General features: G+C 71.1%; 13 protein-coding genes and 1 pseudogene. 4 read left to right on the plus strand and 10 right to left on the minus strand.

The window, feature by feature from the left end; translation table 11 throughout:
* Window positions 1-227: 227 nt before the first annotated feature.
* Complete coding sequence (locus tag FVA80_RS07625) at window positions 228-443, minus strand: hypothetical protein (RefSeq protein WP_147910476.1); 216 nt, start codon at window positions 441-443, stop codon at window positions 228-230.
* 19 nt (window positions 444-462) lie between these two features.
* Here FVA80_RS07625 and FVA80_RS07630 point away from each other — a divergent pair, with 19 nt between their 5' ends.
* Both FVA80_RS07630 and FVA80_RS31845 read left to right on the plus strand, forming a co-directional pair.
* Window positions 463-4,386 (plus strand): glycosyltransferase, encoded by a 3,924-nt coding sequence (locus FVA80_RS07630; RefSeq protein ID WP_147957804.1) that lies wholly within the window; start codon window positions 463-465, stop codon window positions 4,384-4,386.
* Window positions 4,383-5,102, plus strand: a complete 720-nt coding sequence (locus tag FVA80_RS31845; protein WP_147910474.1) for a CatB-related O-acetyltransferase — start codon at window positions 4,383-4,385, stop codon at window positions 5,100-5,102. Before FVA80_RS07630 ends, FVA80_RS31845 begins: the two co-directional genes overlap by 4 nt.
* A 3-nt stretch (window positions 5,103-5,105) precedes the next feature.
* On the opposite strand, the gene FVA80_RS30355 is transcribed toward FVA80_RS31845, so the two are convergent.
* The 6 genes and pseudogenes from FVA80_RS30355 to FVA80_RS07660 form a co-directional block, all read right to left on the minus strand.
* Window positions 5,106-5,249: a hypothetical protein gene (locus FVA80_RS30355; RefSeq protein ID WP_187193614.1), complete on the minus strand. Its 144-nt coding sequence runs from the start codon at window positions 5,247-5,249 to the stop codon at window positions 5,106-5,108.
* Between the two features lie 147 nt (window positions 5,250-5,396).
* Window positions 5,397-6,599 (minus strand): Zn-dependent hydrolase, encoded by a 1,203-nt coding sequence (locus tag FVA80_RS07640; protein WP_147910473.1) that lies wholly within the window; start codon window positions 6,597-6,599, stop codon window positions 5,397-5,399.
* A gap of 163 nt (window positions 6,600-6,762) precedes the next feature.
* On the minus strand, window positions 6,763-8,190 hold the full coding sequence (gene trmFO / locus FVA80_RS07645; RefSeq protein WP_147910472.1) for a methylenetetrahydrofolate--tRNA-(uracil(54)-C(5))-methyltransferase (FADH(2)-oxidizing) TrmFO: 1,428 nt from the start codon (window positions 8,188-8,190) through the stop codon (window positions 6,763-6,765).
* Between the two features lie 77 nt (window positions 8,191-8,267).
* Entirely contained in the window at window positions 8,268-8,414 is a 147-nt protein-coding gene (locus tag FVA80_RS07650; protein ID WP_147857367.1) for a DUF1127 domain-containing protein, read from the minus strand.
* 271 nt (window positions 8,415-8,685) lie between these two features.
* Window positions 8,686-8,967, minus strand: coding sequence for a hypothetical protein (locus FVA80_RS07655; protein ID WP_147910471.1), 282 nt, complete (start codon window positions 8,965-8,967; stop codon window positions 8,686-8,688).
* 154 nt (window positions 8,968-9,121) lie between these two features.
* Window positions 9,122-10,094: pseudogene (locus tag FVA80_RS07660) on the minus strand (S1C family serine protease).
* 318 nt (window positions 10,095-10,412) lie between these two features.
* Between FVA80_RS07660 and FVA80_RS07665 the strand changes: the two are divergent.
* Together FVA80_RS07665 and FVA80_RS07670 are read left to right on the plus strand one after the other, a co-directional pair.
* Entirely contained in the window at window positions 10,413-10,952 is a 540-nt protein-coding gene (locus FVA80_RS07665; protein ID WP_246692408.1) for a sigma-70 family RNA polymerase sigma factor, read from the plus strand.
* Window positions 10,949-11,716, plus strand: a complete 768-nt coding sequence (locus FVA80_RS07670) for an anti-sigma factor (protein ID WP_147957805.1) — start codon at window positions 10,949-10,951, stop codon at window positions 11,714-11,716. Before FVA80_RS07665 ends, FVA80_RS07670 begins: the two co-directional genes overlap by 4 nt.
* Before the next feature lie 63 nt (window positions 11,717-11,779).
* On the opposite strand, the gene FVA80_RS07675 is transcribed toward FVA80_RS07670, so the two are convergent.
* The 3 genes from FVA80_RS07675 to uvrA form a co-directional block, all read right to left on the minus strand.
* Window positions 11,780-12,349 carry a fasciclin domain-containing protein gene (locus FVA80_RS07675; RefSeq protein ID WP_147857251.1) on the minus strand — a complete coding sequence of 190 codons (570 nt, stop codon included), beginning with the start codon at window positions 12,347-12,349 and terminating at the stop codon, window positions 11,780-11,782.
* A gap of 247 nt (window positions 12,350-12,596) precedes the next feature.
* Window positions 12,597-13,577 (minus strand): transporter, encoded by a 981-nt coding sequence (locus FVA80_RS07680; RefSeq protein ID WP_147910580.1) that lies wholly within the window; start codon window positions 13,575-13,577, stop codon window positions 12,597-12,599.
* Window positions 13,578-14,100: 523 nt separating this feature from the next.
* On the minus strand, window positions 14,101-17,250 hold the full coding sequence (gene uvrA, locus FVA80_RS07685; RefSeq protein ID WP_147910579.1) for an excinuclease ABC subunit UvrA: 3,150 nt from the start codon (window positions 17,248-17,250) through the stop codon (window positions 14,101-14,103).
* Between the last annotated feature and the right edge of the window lie 234 nt (window positions 17,251-17,484).

The raw sequence follows: 17,484 nt of genomic DNA on the forward strand, positions 1-17,484 counted from the left end.
GCCCGCTCCACTGCGAAGGTCTGCCCGGCGTCGAGGGCCCCGCGGGTCGGCATCGATCGAGCGGGGGGGCCGGACTGGAAAGCCGGCGAGGCGGCGCATGGCGTCGATCCGGTCTCGAGAGAGCGCGCGCCGCCGACGTGGAGACCGGTACGGCATCAGCGAGCGCGTTGGATCAAGGGCCGCTTCGATATCGCGGACCCCGGTCCCCGACAAGCGGCCAGGCCGGATCACGCGGCCGCGCAGGCCGAGGACGGGCCGGCCCATGGTTTACGGACTCGGCCGGTTCCGTTAGTTCGACGGGCGAAGAATACGCGGCCCGCCTCCGCGCCTCGCACGCCCCCGACGCTGCCGACCATGATCCGATCCGAGACCAGCGCCTCGACCGCGTCGACCCCGAAGGCGGCCGACGGATGCCGCGCCTCGTGACGGCGCGCGGCGATCATACCCCCGCAGAGCCCTGAGATGCGCCTCGGTTTGCCCCCGACCCTCGGGCGGTTCAAGCGCCGCCTCGGCCGGCCGGTCGCGCGGCGTCACGGAGTCCGCGCGCGTCCTGCGCCTCGGCTGGCGCCAGATCAGCGACCCGCTGGGCCGGCCCGGCGCGCTGCAAGCCCGCTGGGCGACGCCGAGGCCGGAGTCGGCGACACCCTCGAGACGCGCCTGGTCGCGGCGCTGGAGCCGCATGTCGATACGGGCTTCTACGCGAGCTGGTACGGCATCACGGTCGATCCCGTGCGCGACTACTTCACGGTCGGCTGGCGCGCGGGCCGGGATCCGCGGCCCGACTTCTCGACCGACGACTACCTCGCCGCGCGGCCGTATCTGGCCGCCGCCGGCATCAACCCGTTCCTGCACTGGGTGACGGCGCAGCGCGCTAAAGGCGGCGCCCTGCCCAGGCCCGACACCGGGCAGGCCGAGCGCCTGGCCCGCCGCCTCGTGGACGGCGCGTTCTACCTCGCCAACAACCCCGACCTGCAGGCCGCCGGCGTCGATCCGGCCGGCCACTACATGGCGTCCGGCTGGCGCGAGGGCCGCGAGCCGTCGCCGCATTTCGACACCCTGGCCTACTGCCTGACCCGGGGCATCTCCTACGTGACCCAGAACCCGCTGGTGCACTACGTCCTGCACGGCGGCCCGGCCCGGCCCGAGCCCAAGGATCTTTTCGCGCTTCAGGCCGAGGCGCTCGCGCCCTACTTCGACGCCGCCTTTTTTCGCCAAGGGCTGGACGAGCCGGAGGAGGCCTCCGACGCGGAGCTGATGCGGGCCTACGTGGCCGGCGGCTGGCGTGCGCTGCGCAGCCCGCGCCAGGATTTCGACCCGGCCGGCTTCGTGCAGGCGCGCGCCGGCAGCCGGGCAGTGATCGGCGACCCGTTCTTCCGGTACGTGGCCGAGACCCGGCTCGCGGGGAAAAAGCCGTTCGCGGGCCCGGACAGGTTGAACGTCCCGGCCGTGGACGAGGCCTGGTACCGGGCGACCTACGCGGATGTGGGGGAGGCCGGCCCCTACCTCCACTTCGCCACAAGCGGCTGGCGGGAGCTGCGCGATCCCGGCCCGGGCCGGTCGACGCTCGACGCGCTGCTGCGCGTCTGCGGCCTACGCCCGGCGCGTCCGCCCGCGGAGGACACGCTCTGGCTCGGCGCGGTCAGCCGGAAGCCCCTGGACCGGCCGGCGTCCCTGGACCGGAGGGCGTCCCTGGACCTGCAGGCCGGGCTGGCGGCGCTCCATTTCGACCATGCCTTCTACCGGCAGCGCTACGGCCTGGCGGAGGACGCCGACGCGGTCCGCGATTATTGCGACGCCGGCTGGCGGGACGGCCGCAACCCGCGCGCCGACTTCAACGGCCAGGCCTATCTCGACGCGCATCCCTGGGTGCGGGAGACCGGGATCGCGCCCCTCGTCCACCACCTCGCCACGGCGCTGCTGCACGGCGTCGACATCGCGGCCGGGACATTCGATCCGCATTACGGCCCGGCGCCCTCCGAGGCGGACGCCCTGGCGGAACAGGCCCGGCTGATCGAGCCCTTCTTCGACGCCGCGTTCTACGCGAAGCGCAATCCCGATGTCGCCGGCGCGGCGGGCGGCCCACTCGCCCATTTCGTCGCCTACGGCCAGCACGAGGGCCGCGACCCCAGCAAGGCCTTCTCGATCGCCTTCTACGCGGAGACCTACGGCCACCTGTTCGCGCCGGGCGAACCGCCGTTCCTGCACTACGTCCGCACCGGCCGGGCTGCCGGGCTGATGGGCGGCCCGGAGGATCTCGGCACCTGGCCGGCCATGGAGGCGCCCGAGCCGCGGGACTGGGACGGCCTGCCCCGCGCGCTCACCCTCGCCCAGGCCCGGGTCGTCGTGATCATGCCGGTCTACAAGGGCCGCGGCGAGACCCTGCGCGCCATCTACGCCTGCCTGTCCGCCCCGCAGAACACACCCTTCACCCTGCTCGCGGTCAACGACCGGTCCCCCGACCCGCAGCTGACCGCAGACCTGAAGGACCTCGCCGGCCGCGGCCTGTTCCACCTCGTCGAAAACCAAGACAACCTCGGCTTCGTGCGCTCGGTCAACCGCGGCCTGTCCCTGCGCCAGGGCCGCGCCGCGGTCCTGCTCAACTCCGATGCCGAGGTGTTCGGCGACTGGCTCGACCGGCTCGTCGCCCACGCCGAGGCCGCCGAGACGGAGGGCCGCCCGCCGGTCGGCAGCGTCACGCCCCTGTCCAGCAACGCCACGATCTGCAGCTACCCGAAGTTCAACGCCAACAACGCCATGGCGCTGGAGATCTCCCGGCCCGAGCTCGACCAGGCCGCCAAGGCGCTCAACCGCGGCCGCTCGGTCGAGGTGCCCACCGGGGTCGGCTTCTGCATGTATATGACCGCCGCCGCGCTCAATGCCGTCGGCACCCTCGATGCGGTCGCCTTCGGCAAGGGCTACGGCGAGGAGAACGACTGGTGCATGCGCGCCCGCAAGGCGGGGTTCTCGAACCTGCTGGCCGAGGACGTGTACGTCTACCATGCCGGGCAGATCTCGTTCGGGCTCGATCCGGGCGGCGAGTACGACCAGGGCCAGGCGGCCTTGCTCGCCAAGCACCCGGACTACCCGGCGCTGGTCGGCCAGTTCGTCCAGGCCGATCCGGGCCGGCGCGGCCGGGCGCGGCTCGACCTGTACCGGCTCGCCCGGCACTTCCGCGGCCGGGCGGTGCTGTTCGTGACCCACAGCTGGGGTGGCGGCATCCAGCGGCACATCGACGACATGATCGCCCGGCTGAAAGCCGAGGGCACCGCCGTGGTGCTGCTCTCGGTCGACCGGGCCCGCAACATCCAGGTCAACGTCTCGTACCGCAGCCGGGAGTTCGTGTACCTGCCGAGCCTGGATAGTCTGTACCTGCCCCGCGACGCCGAGGCGGTCTCCGCGTTCATCGACCAGCTGGCGCCGCTCTTGATCCACGTGCACTCGCTGGCGGGCCTGCGCTGGAACGCGGCGCGCGCGCTGATGGATCTGGTCGCCGGCTCGGGGCGGCCCTACGCCTGGACGCTGCACGACTTCTCGCCGGTCTGCCACCGCAACCACCTGGTGATGCCGGACGGGCGCTATTGCGGGCTGGCGCCGGTGCCCGTGTGCCGGGACTGCCTGGCCTCGGACGCGGACGGCTACGAGGAGCCGGATCCTGAGGAGCGCCGGGCCGCGTTCGGACGGTTCCTGGCCGGGGCGGCGCGGGTGTTCGCGCCGTCGGCCGACACGGCGGGGCGGATCGGGGCGGTGTATCCGGATCTGGCGATCACGGTGCGGCCGCATGTCGAGCACGACCGCAGCGTGCGCTCCACCACCCTGCGCCGGCCGGGCCGCGTGCGCCGGGTCGCGGTGCTCGGCGCGATCAGCGCCACCAAGGGCGGCCTGTTCCTCCAGGCGCTGGCGACCGACGCGCAGGACCGGAAGCTGCCGCTGCGCTTCGCGATCGTGGGCTACACCGATCCCGCGCTCACGGGCGGCCTGGAGCGGGCCGGGGTGACCCAGACCGGCCGCTATGCCGGCGACGCCGAGGCGCTGGATCTCGTCGGGCGGGTTTCCGCCGACCTGATCCTGCTGCCGGCGATCTGGCCGGAGACCTACTCGTACGCCCTGACGCTCGGGCTGCGGACCGGCCTGCCGGTGGCGGCCTTCGACCTCGGCGCCCAGGGCGACCGGCTGCGCGCCTACCCGAACGGCCATGGCCTGCCCTACGCCTTGGCCAACGATCCGGGCGCCTTCAACGACCGGCTGCTGGCGATCGACGTCTCCCCCGGCGGAGAGCTCTCGGTGCCGATCCAGGCGGCCGAATACGACGACCTGATGCGCGACTACTACGTCCTGGACCTGAATCCGGCCGGGGCGCAAAACCCACTCGACGAGGACGCCGCATGATCTCCGTCAACGAGGACATGAAGCAGGAGATGCTGCGGCGCGGCATCTCGGTGCTGCATCCGGCTCCGTTCGGCCTGCCGGAGGATTGCACCTTCGAGCCGCCGTGCAGCATCAAGTGGATGGGGATCGATTACTGCCTCACCATGGGGGCGTTCTCGTACGCGGTGAGCGGCTACTATTTCGGCGCCGACATCGCCCGCTACTGCTCGATCGGCGAGAGCGTCCAGGTCGGGCGCGGCAGCCACCCGGTGCATTGCGGCTCGACCTCGCCGCTGTTCTACACGCACCATTCGGCGGTGTTCGACCACCACGATCCGCGCGCCGAGGATTACGAGATCTGCGGGCCCTACCTGTGGCCCAAGCGCGTGCGCATCGGCAACGACGTCTATATCGGCCACGGCGCCTTCCTGATGCCCGACATCACCATCGGCGACGGGGCGATCATCGGCGCCATGGCGGTGGTGACCAAGGACGTGCCGCCCTACGCGATCGTGGCCGGCAGCCCGGCCCGGGTGGTGAAGATGCGCTTCCCCGACGCGCTGATCGAGCGCTACCTGGCGGTGCGCTGGTGGCGCTACGCCTTCTGGGACCTGCGCCAGTGCTCGATCACCGACCCCGAGAAATTCCTCGACGCCGTGGAAGAACGGATCGCCGGCGGGATGCAGGAATACCGCCCGGACCTGATCCCGATCCAGTCGCTGATCCCGGGCGCCTGAGGCTCACGCTTCCGCGTCGGCGAACCGCTGCGCGAACGCCGCCACCAGCGCGTCGGCGGCCGGCTCGCTCAGGTCGCTGAAGCAGAGCCCGTCGCCGACGAACACGGTCCACACCCCGTCATAGGTCGCTTCCTTGCGAATCCGCATGGCCGCCCTCCGGCATCGATGCGGGTCAACGGTTGGGCGCGGGGAGCGTTGCTTCGATGGTGGAGGGCCGACGCTGGCCGGCCCTCGCTCCGCCACAAGCGCCCGACGAGGACGCGGCGCTTGTCGCCGTCCTGCGCGACAGCAGCCTCACCCCGCCAGCACCCGCGCCGCCGCCGCGCCGAGCGCGCGCACGCCAAAGGCCAGGTCCGCGTCGCTGGTATCCTCCGCCCAATGATGGCTGATGCCGCCGATCGATGGGACGAACAGCATCGCGGCCGGGAGGATCCGGGCGATGTTCTGGGCGTCGTGGCCGGCGCCCGAGGGCATCACCTGCCAGTGGCCGGGACAGACCTGCTCGGCAGCCTCGGAGAGGGCCCGCATCAGGCCCGGGTCGCAGGGGGCGGGAACGGCCTTGGACAGGACCGTGAGCGTGGCGGGGCAGCGCTCGCGCCGGTTGGATTCGCGCACCAGTGCCTCGAGGCAGGCTTCCATCCGCTCCAGCACCGGGATCGATACGTCGCGGAACTGGAAAGCCACCTCGGCCCGGCCCGGGATGATGCTGTAGCCGCCGGGATCCAGGGTGATCCGCCCCGTGGTCCAGGTGCTGCGCGGGCCGCAGAGTTTCGGGAATTCCCGGTCGATCGCCGCGAGCAGGCGTATCGCCGAGAGCCCCGCATCCCGGCGCTCGGCCATGGTGGTGCCGCCGGCATGGTCCTGGTTGCCTTCGAACACGATCCGGAATTGCCAGATCGCCACGATGCCGCTGACCACGCCGAGATGCAGGCCGGCGGATTCGAGCTGCGTCCCCTGCTCGATATGCAGTTCCAGGAAGCCCCGGTAGCGGGCCGGGTCGATCCGCAGCCGCGGCAATCCGGCGAGCCCGGCGGCTTCGAGGGCCGCGCGGAGCGGCGTGCCGTCGGTGCGGTTGTAGGCGGCGTCGATCTCGGCCTCGGTGAGGTCGCCGATCGCCGAGCGGCTTCCCAGGAAGCCGCCGGAGAAGTGCCCCTCCTCGTCCGCGAAGGCGACGACGTCGACGGGCAGCCCGGCCCGGGCCAGGGCCAACCCGGCGACCACGCCCAGCGCCCCGTCGAGCCAACCGGCCTCGTTCTGGGTCTCGATGTGGCTGCCGACCAGGAGGTGGGGTCCGGGCCCGCGATGGCGCCCGAGCACGTTGCCGATCCCGTCGATCGACGCCTCCAGCCCGCAGGCCTCCAGACGGGCCATCAGCCAGCGGCGCGAGTCCATGTCCTGGGGCGAGAAGGTCGGCCGGTGGACGCCGGTGCGGAACCGGCCGATCGCGCGCAGGGCGTAGAGGTCGGCCAGGAAAGTATCGGTATCGATCTCGGTCATGCGGTCCCCGGGGCTGAACGCACGGGCGGTGCAAGCGCCATGCGCGCCTGTGGGTTTCCAAAGGGCAAGCCCTTTGGCGGGGTGTCGGGGCGAAGCCCGACAGCAGGGCTCTGCCCTGCACCCGCGAAAGGTCACAGACCTTTCGAAACCATGACGTGCCGCGCTACTCGGCCGCCGCCAGCCGCCAATCCGCCACGGGGGCGCCGGCCATCCAGGCGGCGAGGTCGGCCCGGGCGCGGTCGGTGAGCGCCCGCTTCTTCAGCACGGCTTTCTCCGGGCCGCGCAGGCGGCGGCCGGTCTCGTTGCGGGGGGCCTGGGCGAGCGGCGGGAACAGGCCGAAATTGACGTTCATCGGCTGGAACGAGCGCGGCGCGTTGGCCTCGCCGTCGGCCCCGACATGGCCGCCGGTGATGTGGGCGATGAGGGCGCCGAGCGCCGTGGTCTGGGGCAGGGGGCTGAGCGGCCGGCCCGCCGCCTCGGCCACCGCGAAGCGCCCCGCCATCAGCCCGACCGAGGCACTCTCGACATAGCCCTCGCAGCCGGTGATCTGGCCGGCGAAGCGCAAGGCCGGCCGGGCCTTCAGCCGGAGGGTGGCGTCCAAGAGGCGCGGACTGTCGAGATAGGTGTTGCGGTGCAGGCCGCCGAGCCGGGCGAACTCGGCCCGCTCCAGGCCGGGAATCGTGCGGAAGATCCGGACCTGCTCGGCATAGGTCAGCTTCGTCTGGAAGCCGACCATGTTGTAGAGGGTGCCCAGCGCGTTGTCCTGGCGCAGCTGCACGATCGCGCAGGCCTTGACCTGCGGGTCGCGCGGGTTGGTGAGCCCCACGGGCTTCATCGGGCCGTGCCGCAGGGTCTCGGGGCCGCGCTCGGCCATCACCTCGATCGGCAGGCAGCCGTCGAAATACGGCGTCCCCTCCCACTGCTGGAACCCGATCTTGTCCCCCGCCACCAGGGCGGCCACGAAGGCGTCGTACTGCGCCCGGTCCATCGGGCAGTTGAGATAGTCGGCCCCGGTGCCGCCGGGACCGGGCTTGTCGTAGCGGGACTGGAACCACGCCACGTCCATGTCGATCGAGTCGCGGTGCACGATCGGCGCGATGGCGTCGAAGAAGGCGAGCGACTCGGCGCCGGTGAGCGCCCGGATGCCCTCGGCCAGCGCCGGGGCGGTCAGCGGGCCGGTGGCGACGATGCAGGGCCCCCACTCCTCCGGCGGCAGGCCCTCGACCTCGCCGCGCGCGATCGTGACGTTGGGATGCTCCTCGAGGGCCCGGGTCACCGTGGCGGAGAAGCCTTCGCGATCCACCGCCAGGGCGCCCCCTGCCGGCACCTGGTTCGCGTCGGCCGCCCGCATGATCAGCGAGCTCAAGGAGCGCATCTCCTGATGGAGCAGCCCGACGGCGTTGCTCTCCGGGTCGTCCGACCGGAACGAGTTCGAGCAGACGAGCTCGGCCAGGCCGTCGGTCTGGTGGGCCTCGGTGCCGCGGACCGGCCGCATCTCGTGGATCACGGCGCGATGGCCGGCCTCGGCCACCTGCCAGGCCGCCTCGGATCCCGCCAGGCCGCCGCCGACGATGTGTAGGGTCTGTGTCATATCCCAGAATAGCGAAGGACCGTCGCCCGGATCAACGGGCGGCGGTCCTTTGAATCGAATCGCGATGGTTCAGGAGATCAGACGCGGGCGATGCCGTGGATCTCGCTACGGTTGATGCCGAGATCGGCAAGGTCGCGATCCGAGAGGCGGGACAGCTGGGAGACGGTGTCGCGGTACCGGAGATAGGCGCGGACGCGACCCAGGACGCTACGAGCGGCGGACATGGAGTGTATTGACCTCTGTTCGGGCAGTGAGTGGCGCGCCGTTGCGCATCGCTGCCTCTTGTTGGTGCAACGCACATATAAACCTCCCGCGGCGCAGCAGGAGTCGAAAGGCCAAGGATCTGGTCTGCGTGGGCCGCATACGCGGATTAAGAAACCGGCAACCTTCCCGGCTGGTCATTCTTTGTGCGCATGCGGAGACCCGGTCTGAACGCGCGAAGGGCGCCCCGCCGGCCGGCGGGGCGCCCTTCGCAGCGCAAAACGGAGGCGGCGCTCAGTAGAACGGGCGCGGGCCGTAGAAGCCGTTGGGCCGGTAGAACGGGCGGCCATAGGGGCGGTAGAAGGGACGCGGGCGGACGTAGCCGCCATAATAGACCGGCCGGCGCCCGTAATAGGGGCGGGGACCCCAGTTCGGGCGGCAGAGGCCCCAGGGATTCGGGTGGAAGCCCGGGCCGCAGCCGCCCGCCGCCTGGGCGGAGCCCGCGAGCCCGAGGCCGCCGGCGATCGCGGCGGCCACAACGAGTGCCTTCGCGCGCGATGCGCTCAGAATCGCCATGACAGATCTCCTCGAAACGTCCGGCGGATCGGTGCCGGTCGGGGGAGACTCGGCCGCGCCGCCTGAACGGATGCTGAGCCTGTGGTTGTATCCGGTGCAGGCTCCGCGCCCGGGAAACGCGGCCCCGGCGGAGACGGTTTCCCGCACCGCGCCTTCAGTGCAGCGAGGGCGTGCGCAGGAACCGCTCCCGGTCGGCCGAGACCAGGGCGAGCTTCACGCTGCGCCCGTCGCGGCGCACGGTGAGCGGGACGCGGACGCCGGCCTCGCCCAGCGCCCAGATGCTGCGGAACAGGGCGGCGAGGTCCGGGATCGGCTCGCCGGCCACCGCCTCGATCACGTCGCCGCCGCGCAGGCCTCCGGTCTCCGGGGCCGCCGTCGGCGAGGCCCATGACCACGATGCCCTCCTCGCTCTCGGTGGCGTAGAGGCCGAGCCAGGGCCGCGGCGGCCGGTTGGCGCGCCCGCGCGTGGCCAGGTCGTCGAGGATCGGCGGCAGCAGGTCGATCGGCACCACCATGTTGATCGGGCGGGCATTGCTGCTGCCGCCCTGCTGCAATTGCAGGGAGCCGATGCCGAGCAGCTCGCCCTGCGCGCCGATCAGCGCGGTGCCGCCCCAATGGGGGTGGGCCGGGGCGGTGAACAGGGCCTCGTCGAGGACATACTCCCAGTACCCGGCGAATTCCTGCCGGGCGACGACCTCGACGGCGACGCAGCGCTGGCGCCCGCCCGCCCCCGCCACCACGGCCCGGTCGCCGGTCTTCAGGCCGGCCGACTGGCCGAGCGGCAGGGCCGGGACGCCGAGATCGCCCAGGGCCTGGACCAGGCCGAAGCCGGTGGCGGCATCGAAGCCGAGCACGTGGCCCTGCACGGAGCGGCCCTCCCGGGTGGTGAGCCAGACGCTCTCCGCCTCCGTGACGAGGTAGCCGACCGTGAGCACCAGCCCGTCTTCCCGGATCACCACGCCGTTGCCGGCGCGCTCGGTGCCGAGGGTCTCGGCCGTGAAGGCGCTCTCGGGCACCCGCGCCGAGAGGGCGAGCACCGACGAGAGCGCCCGATCGAGATCGTAGCCGTAATCCGCAGGCCTGGGCTGGGCCTGCGCGGGGATCTTCCACTCGCCCTGCGTCGCCATGAGATTCCTTCGACTCGTTCGCTCTGCTCCGGCACCGCCGGATGCGCGAAATCAGACTAAGATAGGCTGTCGCCACGGCCTGCGACACCCGTGGCGCGGCGCCGCGCGCGGATCGGCAGCCGACGACACGTCCGCGATCCGGTGCGGGCCGGCGATGTGACAGGACACGCGGGGGCGCTTAGAGCTATCTTACGGGAGCGCGACCGGCAGGGGAACGGCGCGCGGACGCAGGAACGGATCTTGGCCGGACCGATCTTTGCCGCGGGGGCGACTCAGGACCGGGTGCCGCCGGGCCTTCATGGCGCCGACGATGCGCGGCTGCGCCGGCTGCTGTTCGAGATCGGGCGCGGCGAGGCGGCCGCCCTGGCCGAACTCTACGACCTGACCAGCCCGAAACTCTTCGGCGTGATCCTGCGTATCCAACGCGATCGGTCGCTCGCCGAGGACGTCCTGCAAGACGCGTATCTGCGGATCTGGCAGGCGGCCGGGAGCTACGACCCCGAGGCCGGACGCCCGCTCGCATGGCTGTGCACGATCGCCCGGAACCGGGCGATCGACGGCCTGCGCCGGAAGGGGGCCGCCGAGGTTCAGGGACCGGTGCGGGATGACGGAGAGGATTGGGTGGCGCGGTTGATGGACCCGCACGACGACGCCGCGGCGTTCCTGGACCGGGACGCGCTCGGGGCCTGCCTCGGCCGGCTGGAGCCGGCGCACCGGGATTGCGTGGTGCTGGCCTATTGCGAGGGCCGCTCCCGCGACGAGCTGGCCGAGCGCTACGACCGGCCGGTCAACACGATCAAGACCTGGCTGCACCGCGCGCTCGCATCGCTGAAGACCTGCCTGGAGGCGGTCACGTGACCGGCGGGCCAGGCGACCTGACCGCGGATCCCGGCTCGGATCCGGACCTGCGCGCGGCCGAGTACGTGCTCGGCACCCTCGACCGCGAAGAGCGGGCCGCGATGGCGCTCGCGCTCGCCACCGATACCGCCGCTGTCGCCCGGGTGCAGGCCTGGGAGCGGCGATTCTCGCCCCTGCTCGGTGCCATCCCGCCGGTGATGCCGTCGCCGCGGGTGCGGGCGGCGCTGCTGCGCGCGCTCCCGGTTGGGCCCGGCGGATCGACCGCTCCGCAGGGGGGCAATCCCCTCGCCGGCGATCCCGTCACTCAAGATCCCCGTCTGCGCGATCCCCTCGCCCATCTGCGGCGGCAGGTCCGGCGCTGGCGCATCGCCACCGCGGGGGCCGGGCTGCTGGCGGCCGGGCTGGCGCTGTTCGTGGCGATGGGCCTGCGACCGGAGCCGGAGGGCGGCCGCTACCTCGCGGTGGTCCAGGGCGGCGGCGCGCTCCCAGCGCTGATCGTGCGCGTCGACACCCGCACCGGCACCGCCCAGGTCCGGCCGGTCGGGGCCGAGGCGCCCGCGGGCCGGAGCTTGGAGCTGTGGTATGTCGGCGCCGAGGGCCCGAAGCCGCTCGGCCTCGTCGGGGGCGGTGCGACCCGGGTGACCCTGCCGCAGGGCGCCGCGCCGGACGGGGTGCTGGCGGTCTCCGTGGAGCCTCCGGGCGGCTCGCCGAGCGGCCAGCCCACGGGACCGGTGGTCTATACCGGCAAGCTGATCGCCGAGTAGCAACAGTGAGGAACCCGCAGCGCCGGAGCGGCGCCGCGGGTGGGTCGGATCACGGAATCCGGATCAGGGGGTCAGCACGGCGTTGATCACGTGGATCACGCCGTTCGACTGCATCACGTTCGGGATCGTCACCGTGGCGGTGTTGCCCTTCACGTCGGTGATCAGGACCTTCTTGCCCTGCACAGCCACGGCGAGCGGCTCGCCCTCGACCGTGGTGAGCTGGCCCTGGCCGCCGCCCTTCTTGACCAAAGCCACCAGGTCCTGCGCGGTGTAGACGCCCGGGACGACGTGGTAGGTCAGGATCTTGGTCAGCGTCGGCTTGTTCTGGGGCTGCACCAGGCTCTCGACGGTGCCCGGCGGCAGCTTGGCGAAGGCGGCGTTCGTGGGCGCGAACACCGTGAACGGGCCGGGCCCGCTCAGCGTCTCGACGAGGCCGGCGGCCTTCACGGCGGCGACCAGGGTGGTGTGGTCCTTGGAGTTGACCGCGTTCTCGACGATCGTCTTGCTGGCATACATCGGCGCGCCGCCGACCATCGGGTTCTTGGCGTAGGCCGCGCCGGTCGCACCGAGGCCGAGGGTCAGAGCGAGGGCGACCGCCCGGGCCGCGCGCCGGCCTCCGATAACGTTGAGCATCCTGGTGTTTCCTTCCCTGAGGTATCCCGGGATCGAGCGAGGACCGGGATTACGTCGCCGCTTACGGGTCCTCGGGCGGAAAGGTTTCGCAGGATCTGAATATCCGCCCGGGTCCGGCGGGCATTGGCCGGCGGGCATGAAAAAACCGCCCGGCGGTGGCCGGGCGGTTCGCCGTCCTGGCGGACGGGATGGTGGAGATCCGGGTCCCCCGCCGCCTGCGCGGTGGGAGACCGGTATCTCGGGTCGATCAGTACTTGCGGACCAGGGCCACCGGGGCCGGTGCGGCGGGGGCCGGGGAGTACAGCGGCACGATCAGGCGGAGCCAGCCGTCCGTGGAGTAGTCGCTGCGGGCGCGGCTGAACGGCGTCGCGGCGATCTGCGCGCCGGTGACCACGTCGCGGGCGACGTAGGCCTGCACGGTGAAGACCTTGAAGTCGTAGCCGATCAGGCCGCCGACGGCGAACCGGCCGCGGTTGTTGGCTGCCAAGCTGGCCTGGCCGATATCGAAGTTGTAGGTGCCGTAGGCGACCGGACCGATCTCGAAGTTGCCGAACTTCTTCGTGGCGGTGAGGTCGAAGTTTAGGGAGTCCGAAATGCGGAGCGGCCCGATCGCGGCGCCGACCTGGCCGGGGAAACGACCGGGCGAGTCGTAGATGTTGGCGGTCAGGTTGCCGGTGATGTTCCAGCCGTCGCCGGTGTAGCTGCCGGCCACGCCGAAGCGGTAGGTGTTGGAGGAGAGCTGACCCAGAACCGGGGTGGCGGTCGTGCCCTGCGGCGTGATGATCGAGCCGCGATCGCCGTTGAGGTCGTTCAGGTACGCGCCGCCGAGCAAGCTGACGCCGAAGTTGTTGCCGAGGTCGAACGCCCAGATGCCGCCGACGAAGGTGCCGACGTTGATCGAGATGTCCTTGTTGCGCACGCCAGCCGGGTTGCGGGTGAAGGCGAACACGGTCGGGGGGGCGACGAGCAGCTCGATGCGGCCGCCGAACGGCACAAGCGGGGTCGACCAGACCAGCACCGGGACGTTGACGGCGGTATCGGGATCGTTCCGGCCATCGGTGCGGCGGAACGTGAAGGTGTTGATCGCGTAGACGCCCTCGGGCAGCGGCGCGCCGATGGCCAGGCCGACCTGCTCGCCGGGAACCGTGGTGGTCTGCGCCTGAGCGATCGTCGAGGTCATGCCGACCGTGAGCGCGACCGCGCCGGCCGCGAGCCAGTTCTTCATCATTGTTTCTGTCCTTCCCAAGGTCTCAAGGCTTCCGTCCCGCATTCGGCACTACCCTGCCGGTCTGCTCGCCATTGGCGGCTGCCGACTTCCGGTGTGCCGAGCGCCCCCACGGAGCCCGCCCGTCTCAACGCCAATGACTATTCTACAGAGACCTGCGGAATGACAGTGGAATGCCGGTCGAAGCGGCAAAACCGGCCGAACCGTTGCGCAAAAGACGCATTTTTGCGGCGATGCAACACAGTCCCCAGGATTGAATAGCGGGCGGCCGGCCGGCAAAATATCGTTGAATGGTCAAGCTGTTGCCCGGGACCTCCCGGCACTTTGGCGGGAGAATCCGGCAAGCAGGGGTGGGTGAACGGGCATTCGTCCCATCCGGGCGCCGAACCCGGAATCCCCGCTCCGGACGGTCCGTCTCCGGCCGGAGACGGGCGAGATCCGACCGAATCACGGGGCGCGGAGGCGGTTCCGGGCGGATTTTCGAGTGGCACCGGGCAGAATTTGCCGCCTCCAGCCCGGCCGGCGCCTATTCGGCGGCGGTGCGGCGGCCGGTCTGCGGGGCGGGGCGACGGGCCAGCACCTCGCGCAGGAACCGGCCGGTATGGCTCGCCTTCGAGCGGGCGATCTCCTCCGGGGTGCCGAGCGCCACCACCCGGCCACCGCCGTCCCCGCCCTCGGGCCCCATGTCGATCACCCAGTCGGCGGTCTTGATCACTTCGAGATTGTGCTCGATCACCACCACCGTGTTGCCCTGGTCCACCAGCTCGTGGAGCACCTCCATGAGCTTGGCCACGTCGTGGAAGTGCAGCCCGGTGGTCGGCTCGTCGAGGATGTAGAGCGTGCGGCCCGTGGCGCGCTTCGACAGTTCCTTGGACAGCTTCACCCGCTGCGCCTCGCCCCCCGACAGGGTGGTGGCCTGCTGGCCGACATGGACGTAGTGCAGGCCGACCCGCTTCAGGGTCTCGAGCTTCTCGCGGATCGCCGGGACCGCCTTGAACAGCTCGGCCGCCTCCTCGACGGTGGAATCGAGCACGTCGGCGATGGACTTGCCGCGGTACTTCACCTCCAGGGTCTCGCGGTCGTAGCGCTTGCCCTTGCACACGTCGCAGGTGACGTAGACGTCCGGCAGGAAGTGCATCTCGATCTTGATGACGCCGTCGCCCGAGCAGGCCTCGCAGCGCCCGCCCTTCACGTTGAACGAGAAGCGCCCCGGCTGGTAGCCCCGGGCCTTGGCCTCGGGCAGGCCCGCGAACCAGTCGCGGATCGGCGTGAAGGCGCCGATATAGGTGGCTGGGTTCGAGCGCGGCGTCCGGCCGATCGGCGACTGGTCGATGTCGATGACCTTGTCGAGATGCTCCAGCCCCTCGAGCCTGTCGTACGGGGCCGGGTGCTCCAGCGCCCCGTTCAGCTTCTTTGCGACGGCCTTGTACAGGGTGTCGATCACCAGGGTGGACTTGCCGCCGCCCGAGACGCCGGTGATGCACGTGAAGGTGCCGAGCGGCACCTCGATATCCACGTCCTTGAGGTTGTTGCCCCGGGCGCCGAACACCCCGAGCTTGCCCTTCCGGCTCTTGCGCCGCGCCGCGGGGGTGCGGACCGCCATCGCGCCGGTGAGGTACTTGGCGGTGAGCGAGGCAGGGTTGGCCAGGACTTCGGCGGGGGTGCCCTGGGCGATGATCTCGCCGCCATGGATCCCCGCACCCGGGCCGACATCGACGACGTAGTCGGCCTGCAGGATCGCGTCCTCGTCGTGCTCGACCACGATCACCGAGTTGCCGAGGTCGCGCAGGCGCTTGAGCGTGCCGAGCAGCCGCTCGTTGTCGCGCTGGTGCAGCCCGATCGAGGGCTCGTCCAGCACGTAGAGCACGCCGGTGAGTCCGGAGCCGATCTGCGAGGCCAGCCGGATGCGCTGGCTCTCGCCCCCCGACAGGGAGCCGGAGCCGCGGGCGAGCGTCAGGTATTCGAGGCCAACATCCACCAGGAAGCTGAGCCGGTCGCGGATTTCTTTGAGAATTCTGACTGCGATCTCGTTTTGCTTGGCCGTCAGCTTCTCCGGCAATTCGGAGAACCAGCGATGGGCTTCCGAAACGGACAGCGCCGTCACGTCGCCGATATCGGCCATGGCGACCTTCACGGCGAGCGCCTCGGGCTTCAGCCGCTTGCCGCCGCAGGACGCGCAGGGCGTCTCGCTCATGAACCGGCCGATCTCCTCCCGCACCGCGTCGGAATCGCTCTCCTTGTAGCGGCGCTCCAGGTTCGGGATCACGCCCTCGAACGGCTTGTTGACCGCATACTTGCGCAGGCCGTCGTCGTAGGCGAAGCGGATCGCCTGCTTGCCGGAGCCGTACAGCACGACGGCGCGGGCCGCCTCCGGCAGGCTCTGCCAGGCCACGCTCGTCTTGAACCCGTAATGCTCCGCCAGCGCGTCCAGCGTCTGGCCGTAATAGGGCGAGGTCGATTTCGCCCAGGGGCCGACCGCGCCGCGCTTCAGGCTGAGCGCAGGGTCCGAGATCACCAGTTCGGGGTCGATCCGCATCTCGTGCCCGATGCCGCCGCAGGTCGGGCAGGCGCCGAACGGGTTGTTGAACGAGAACAGCCGCGGCTCGATCTCCGCGATGGTGAAGCCCGAGACCGGGCAGGCGAAGCGCGACGAGAACGTGATCGTCCGGGGCTCCTCGCCCTCCGGCGCGTCGGCGAACACGATCTCGCTGATGCCGTCGGCGAGCTCCAGCGCGGTCTCGAACGAATCGGCCAGCCGCGCGGCGATATCGGGCCGCACCACGATCCGGTCGACGACCACGTCGATGTCGTGCTTGAACTTCTTGTCGAGCTTGGGCGCATCGTCGATCGCGTAATATTCGCCATCGACCCGCAGCCGCTGAAACCCTTTCTTTTGGTACTCGGCGATTTCCTTGCGGTACTCGCCCTTCCGGCCGCGGACCACCGGGGCGAGCAGGTACAGCCGGCTCTTCTCCGGCAGCTCCAGCACCCGGTCGACCATCTGCTGGACGGTCTGGCTCTCGATCGGCAGGCCGGTGGCCGGGGAGTAGGGGATGCCGACCCGCGCCCAGAGCAGGCGCATGTAGTCGTAGATCTCGGTCACCGTCCCGACGGTGGACCGGGGGTTCTTGGAGGTGGTCTTCTGCTCGATGGAGATCGCCGGCGACAGCCCGTCGATCTGGTCGACATCGGGCTTGGACATCATCTCCAGGAACTGGCGGGCATAGGCCGAGAGCGATTCGACGTAGCGGCGCTGCCCCTCGGCGTAGATCGTGTCGAAGGCGAGCGACGACTTGCCCGAGCCCGACAGCCCGGTGAACACCACGAGCTTGTCCCGGGGGATCGTCAGGTCGACGTTCTTGAGGTTGTGCTCCCGGGCGCCCCGGACCGTGATCACCCGCCGGTCGGCGGCGCTCGGCGGCGCGGCGTCGAACAGGGCCTCCAGCTTGGCGTCGACGGCGGCCTCCGCGGCCGCGCTCCGGCTGCTGCCCGGGCGGACGGGGGCGGGGGCCTCGGCCTTCTTCGTACGCGCGGGCTTGTTCGTCCGCTCAGGCTCGGCCGGAACCGCCTCGGCCGGCGCTTTGGCGGACGACGCCTTCACGGGAGACGGTTTGGGGGCGGCTTTGCTGGCGCCGACGCGGGGTCCGACTCGGGTTCCGGCTTGGGCTTTGGCCATGAGGGCGGCGGTCTTTCGAGGCGTCGACGCGGTCGGGGCTGGCTTTGCGCGCGGGTCAGCCGCCGCACCCGCTCATGTCGAGCCCGGAGCGGTCGACGGCAAGGTGAGGCCGGCGGGACGCAGGCCCGACATGCAACGCCATTGCTAGAACGAAACGCGTACGCCGGCAACCGCTCGCCGGAAGCCTGTCGTTTCGCGGCCGAAAAGACGGGATTTCCAAAGGGCCTGCGGCCC

Source organism: Methylobacterium sp. WL1, from assembly GCF_008000895.1.
GTDB lineage: Bacteria > Pseudomonadota > Alphaproteobacteria > Rhizobiales > Beijerinckiaceae > Methylobacterium.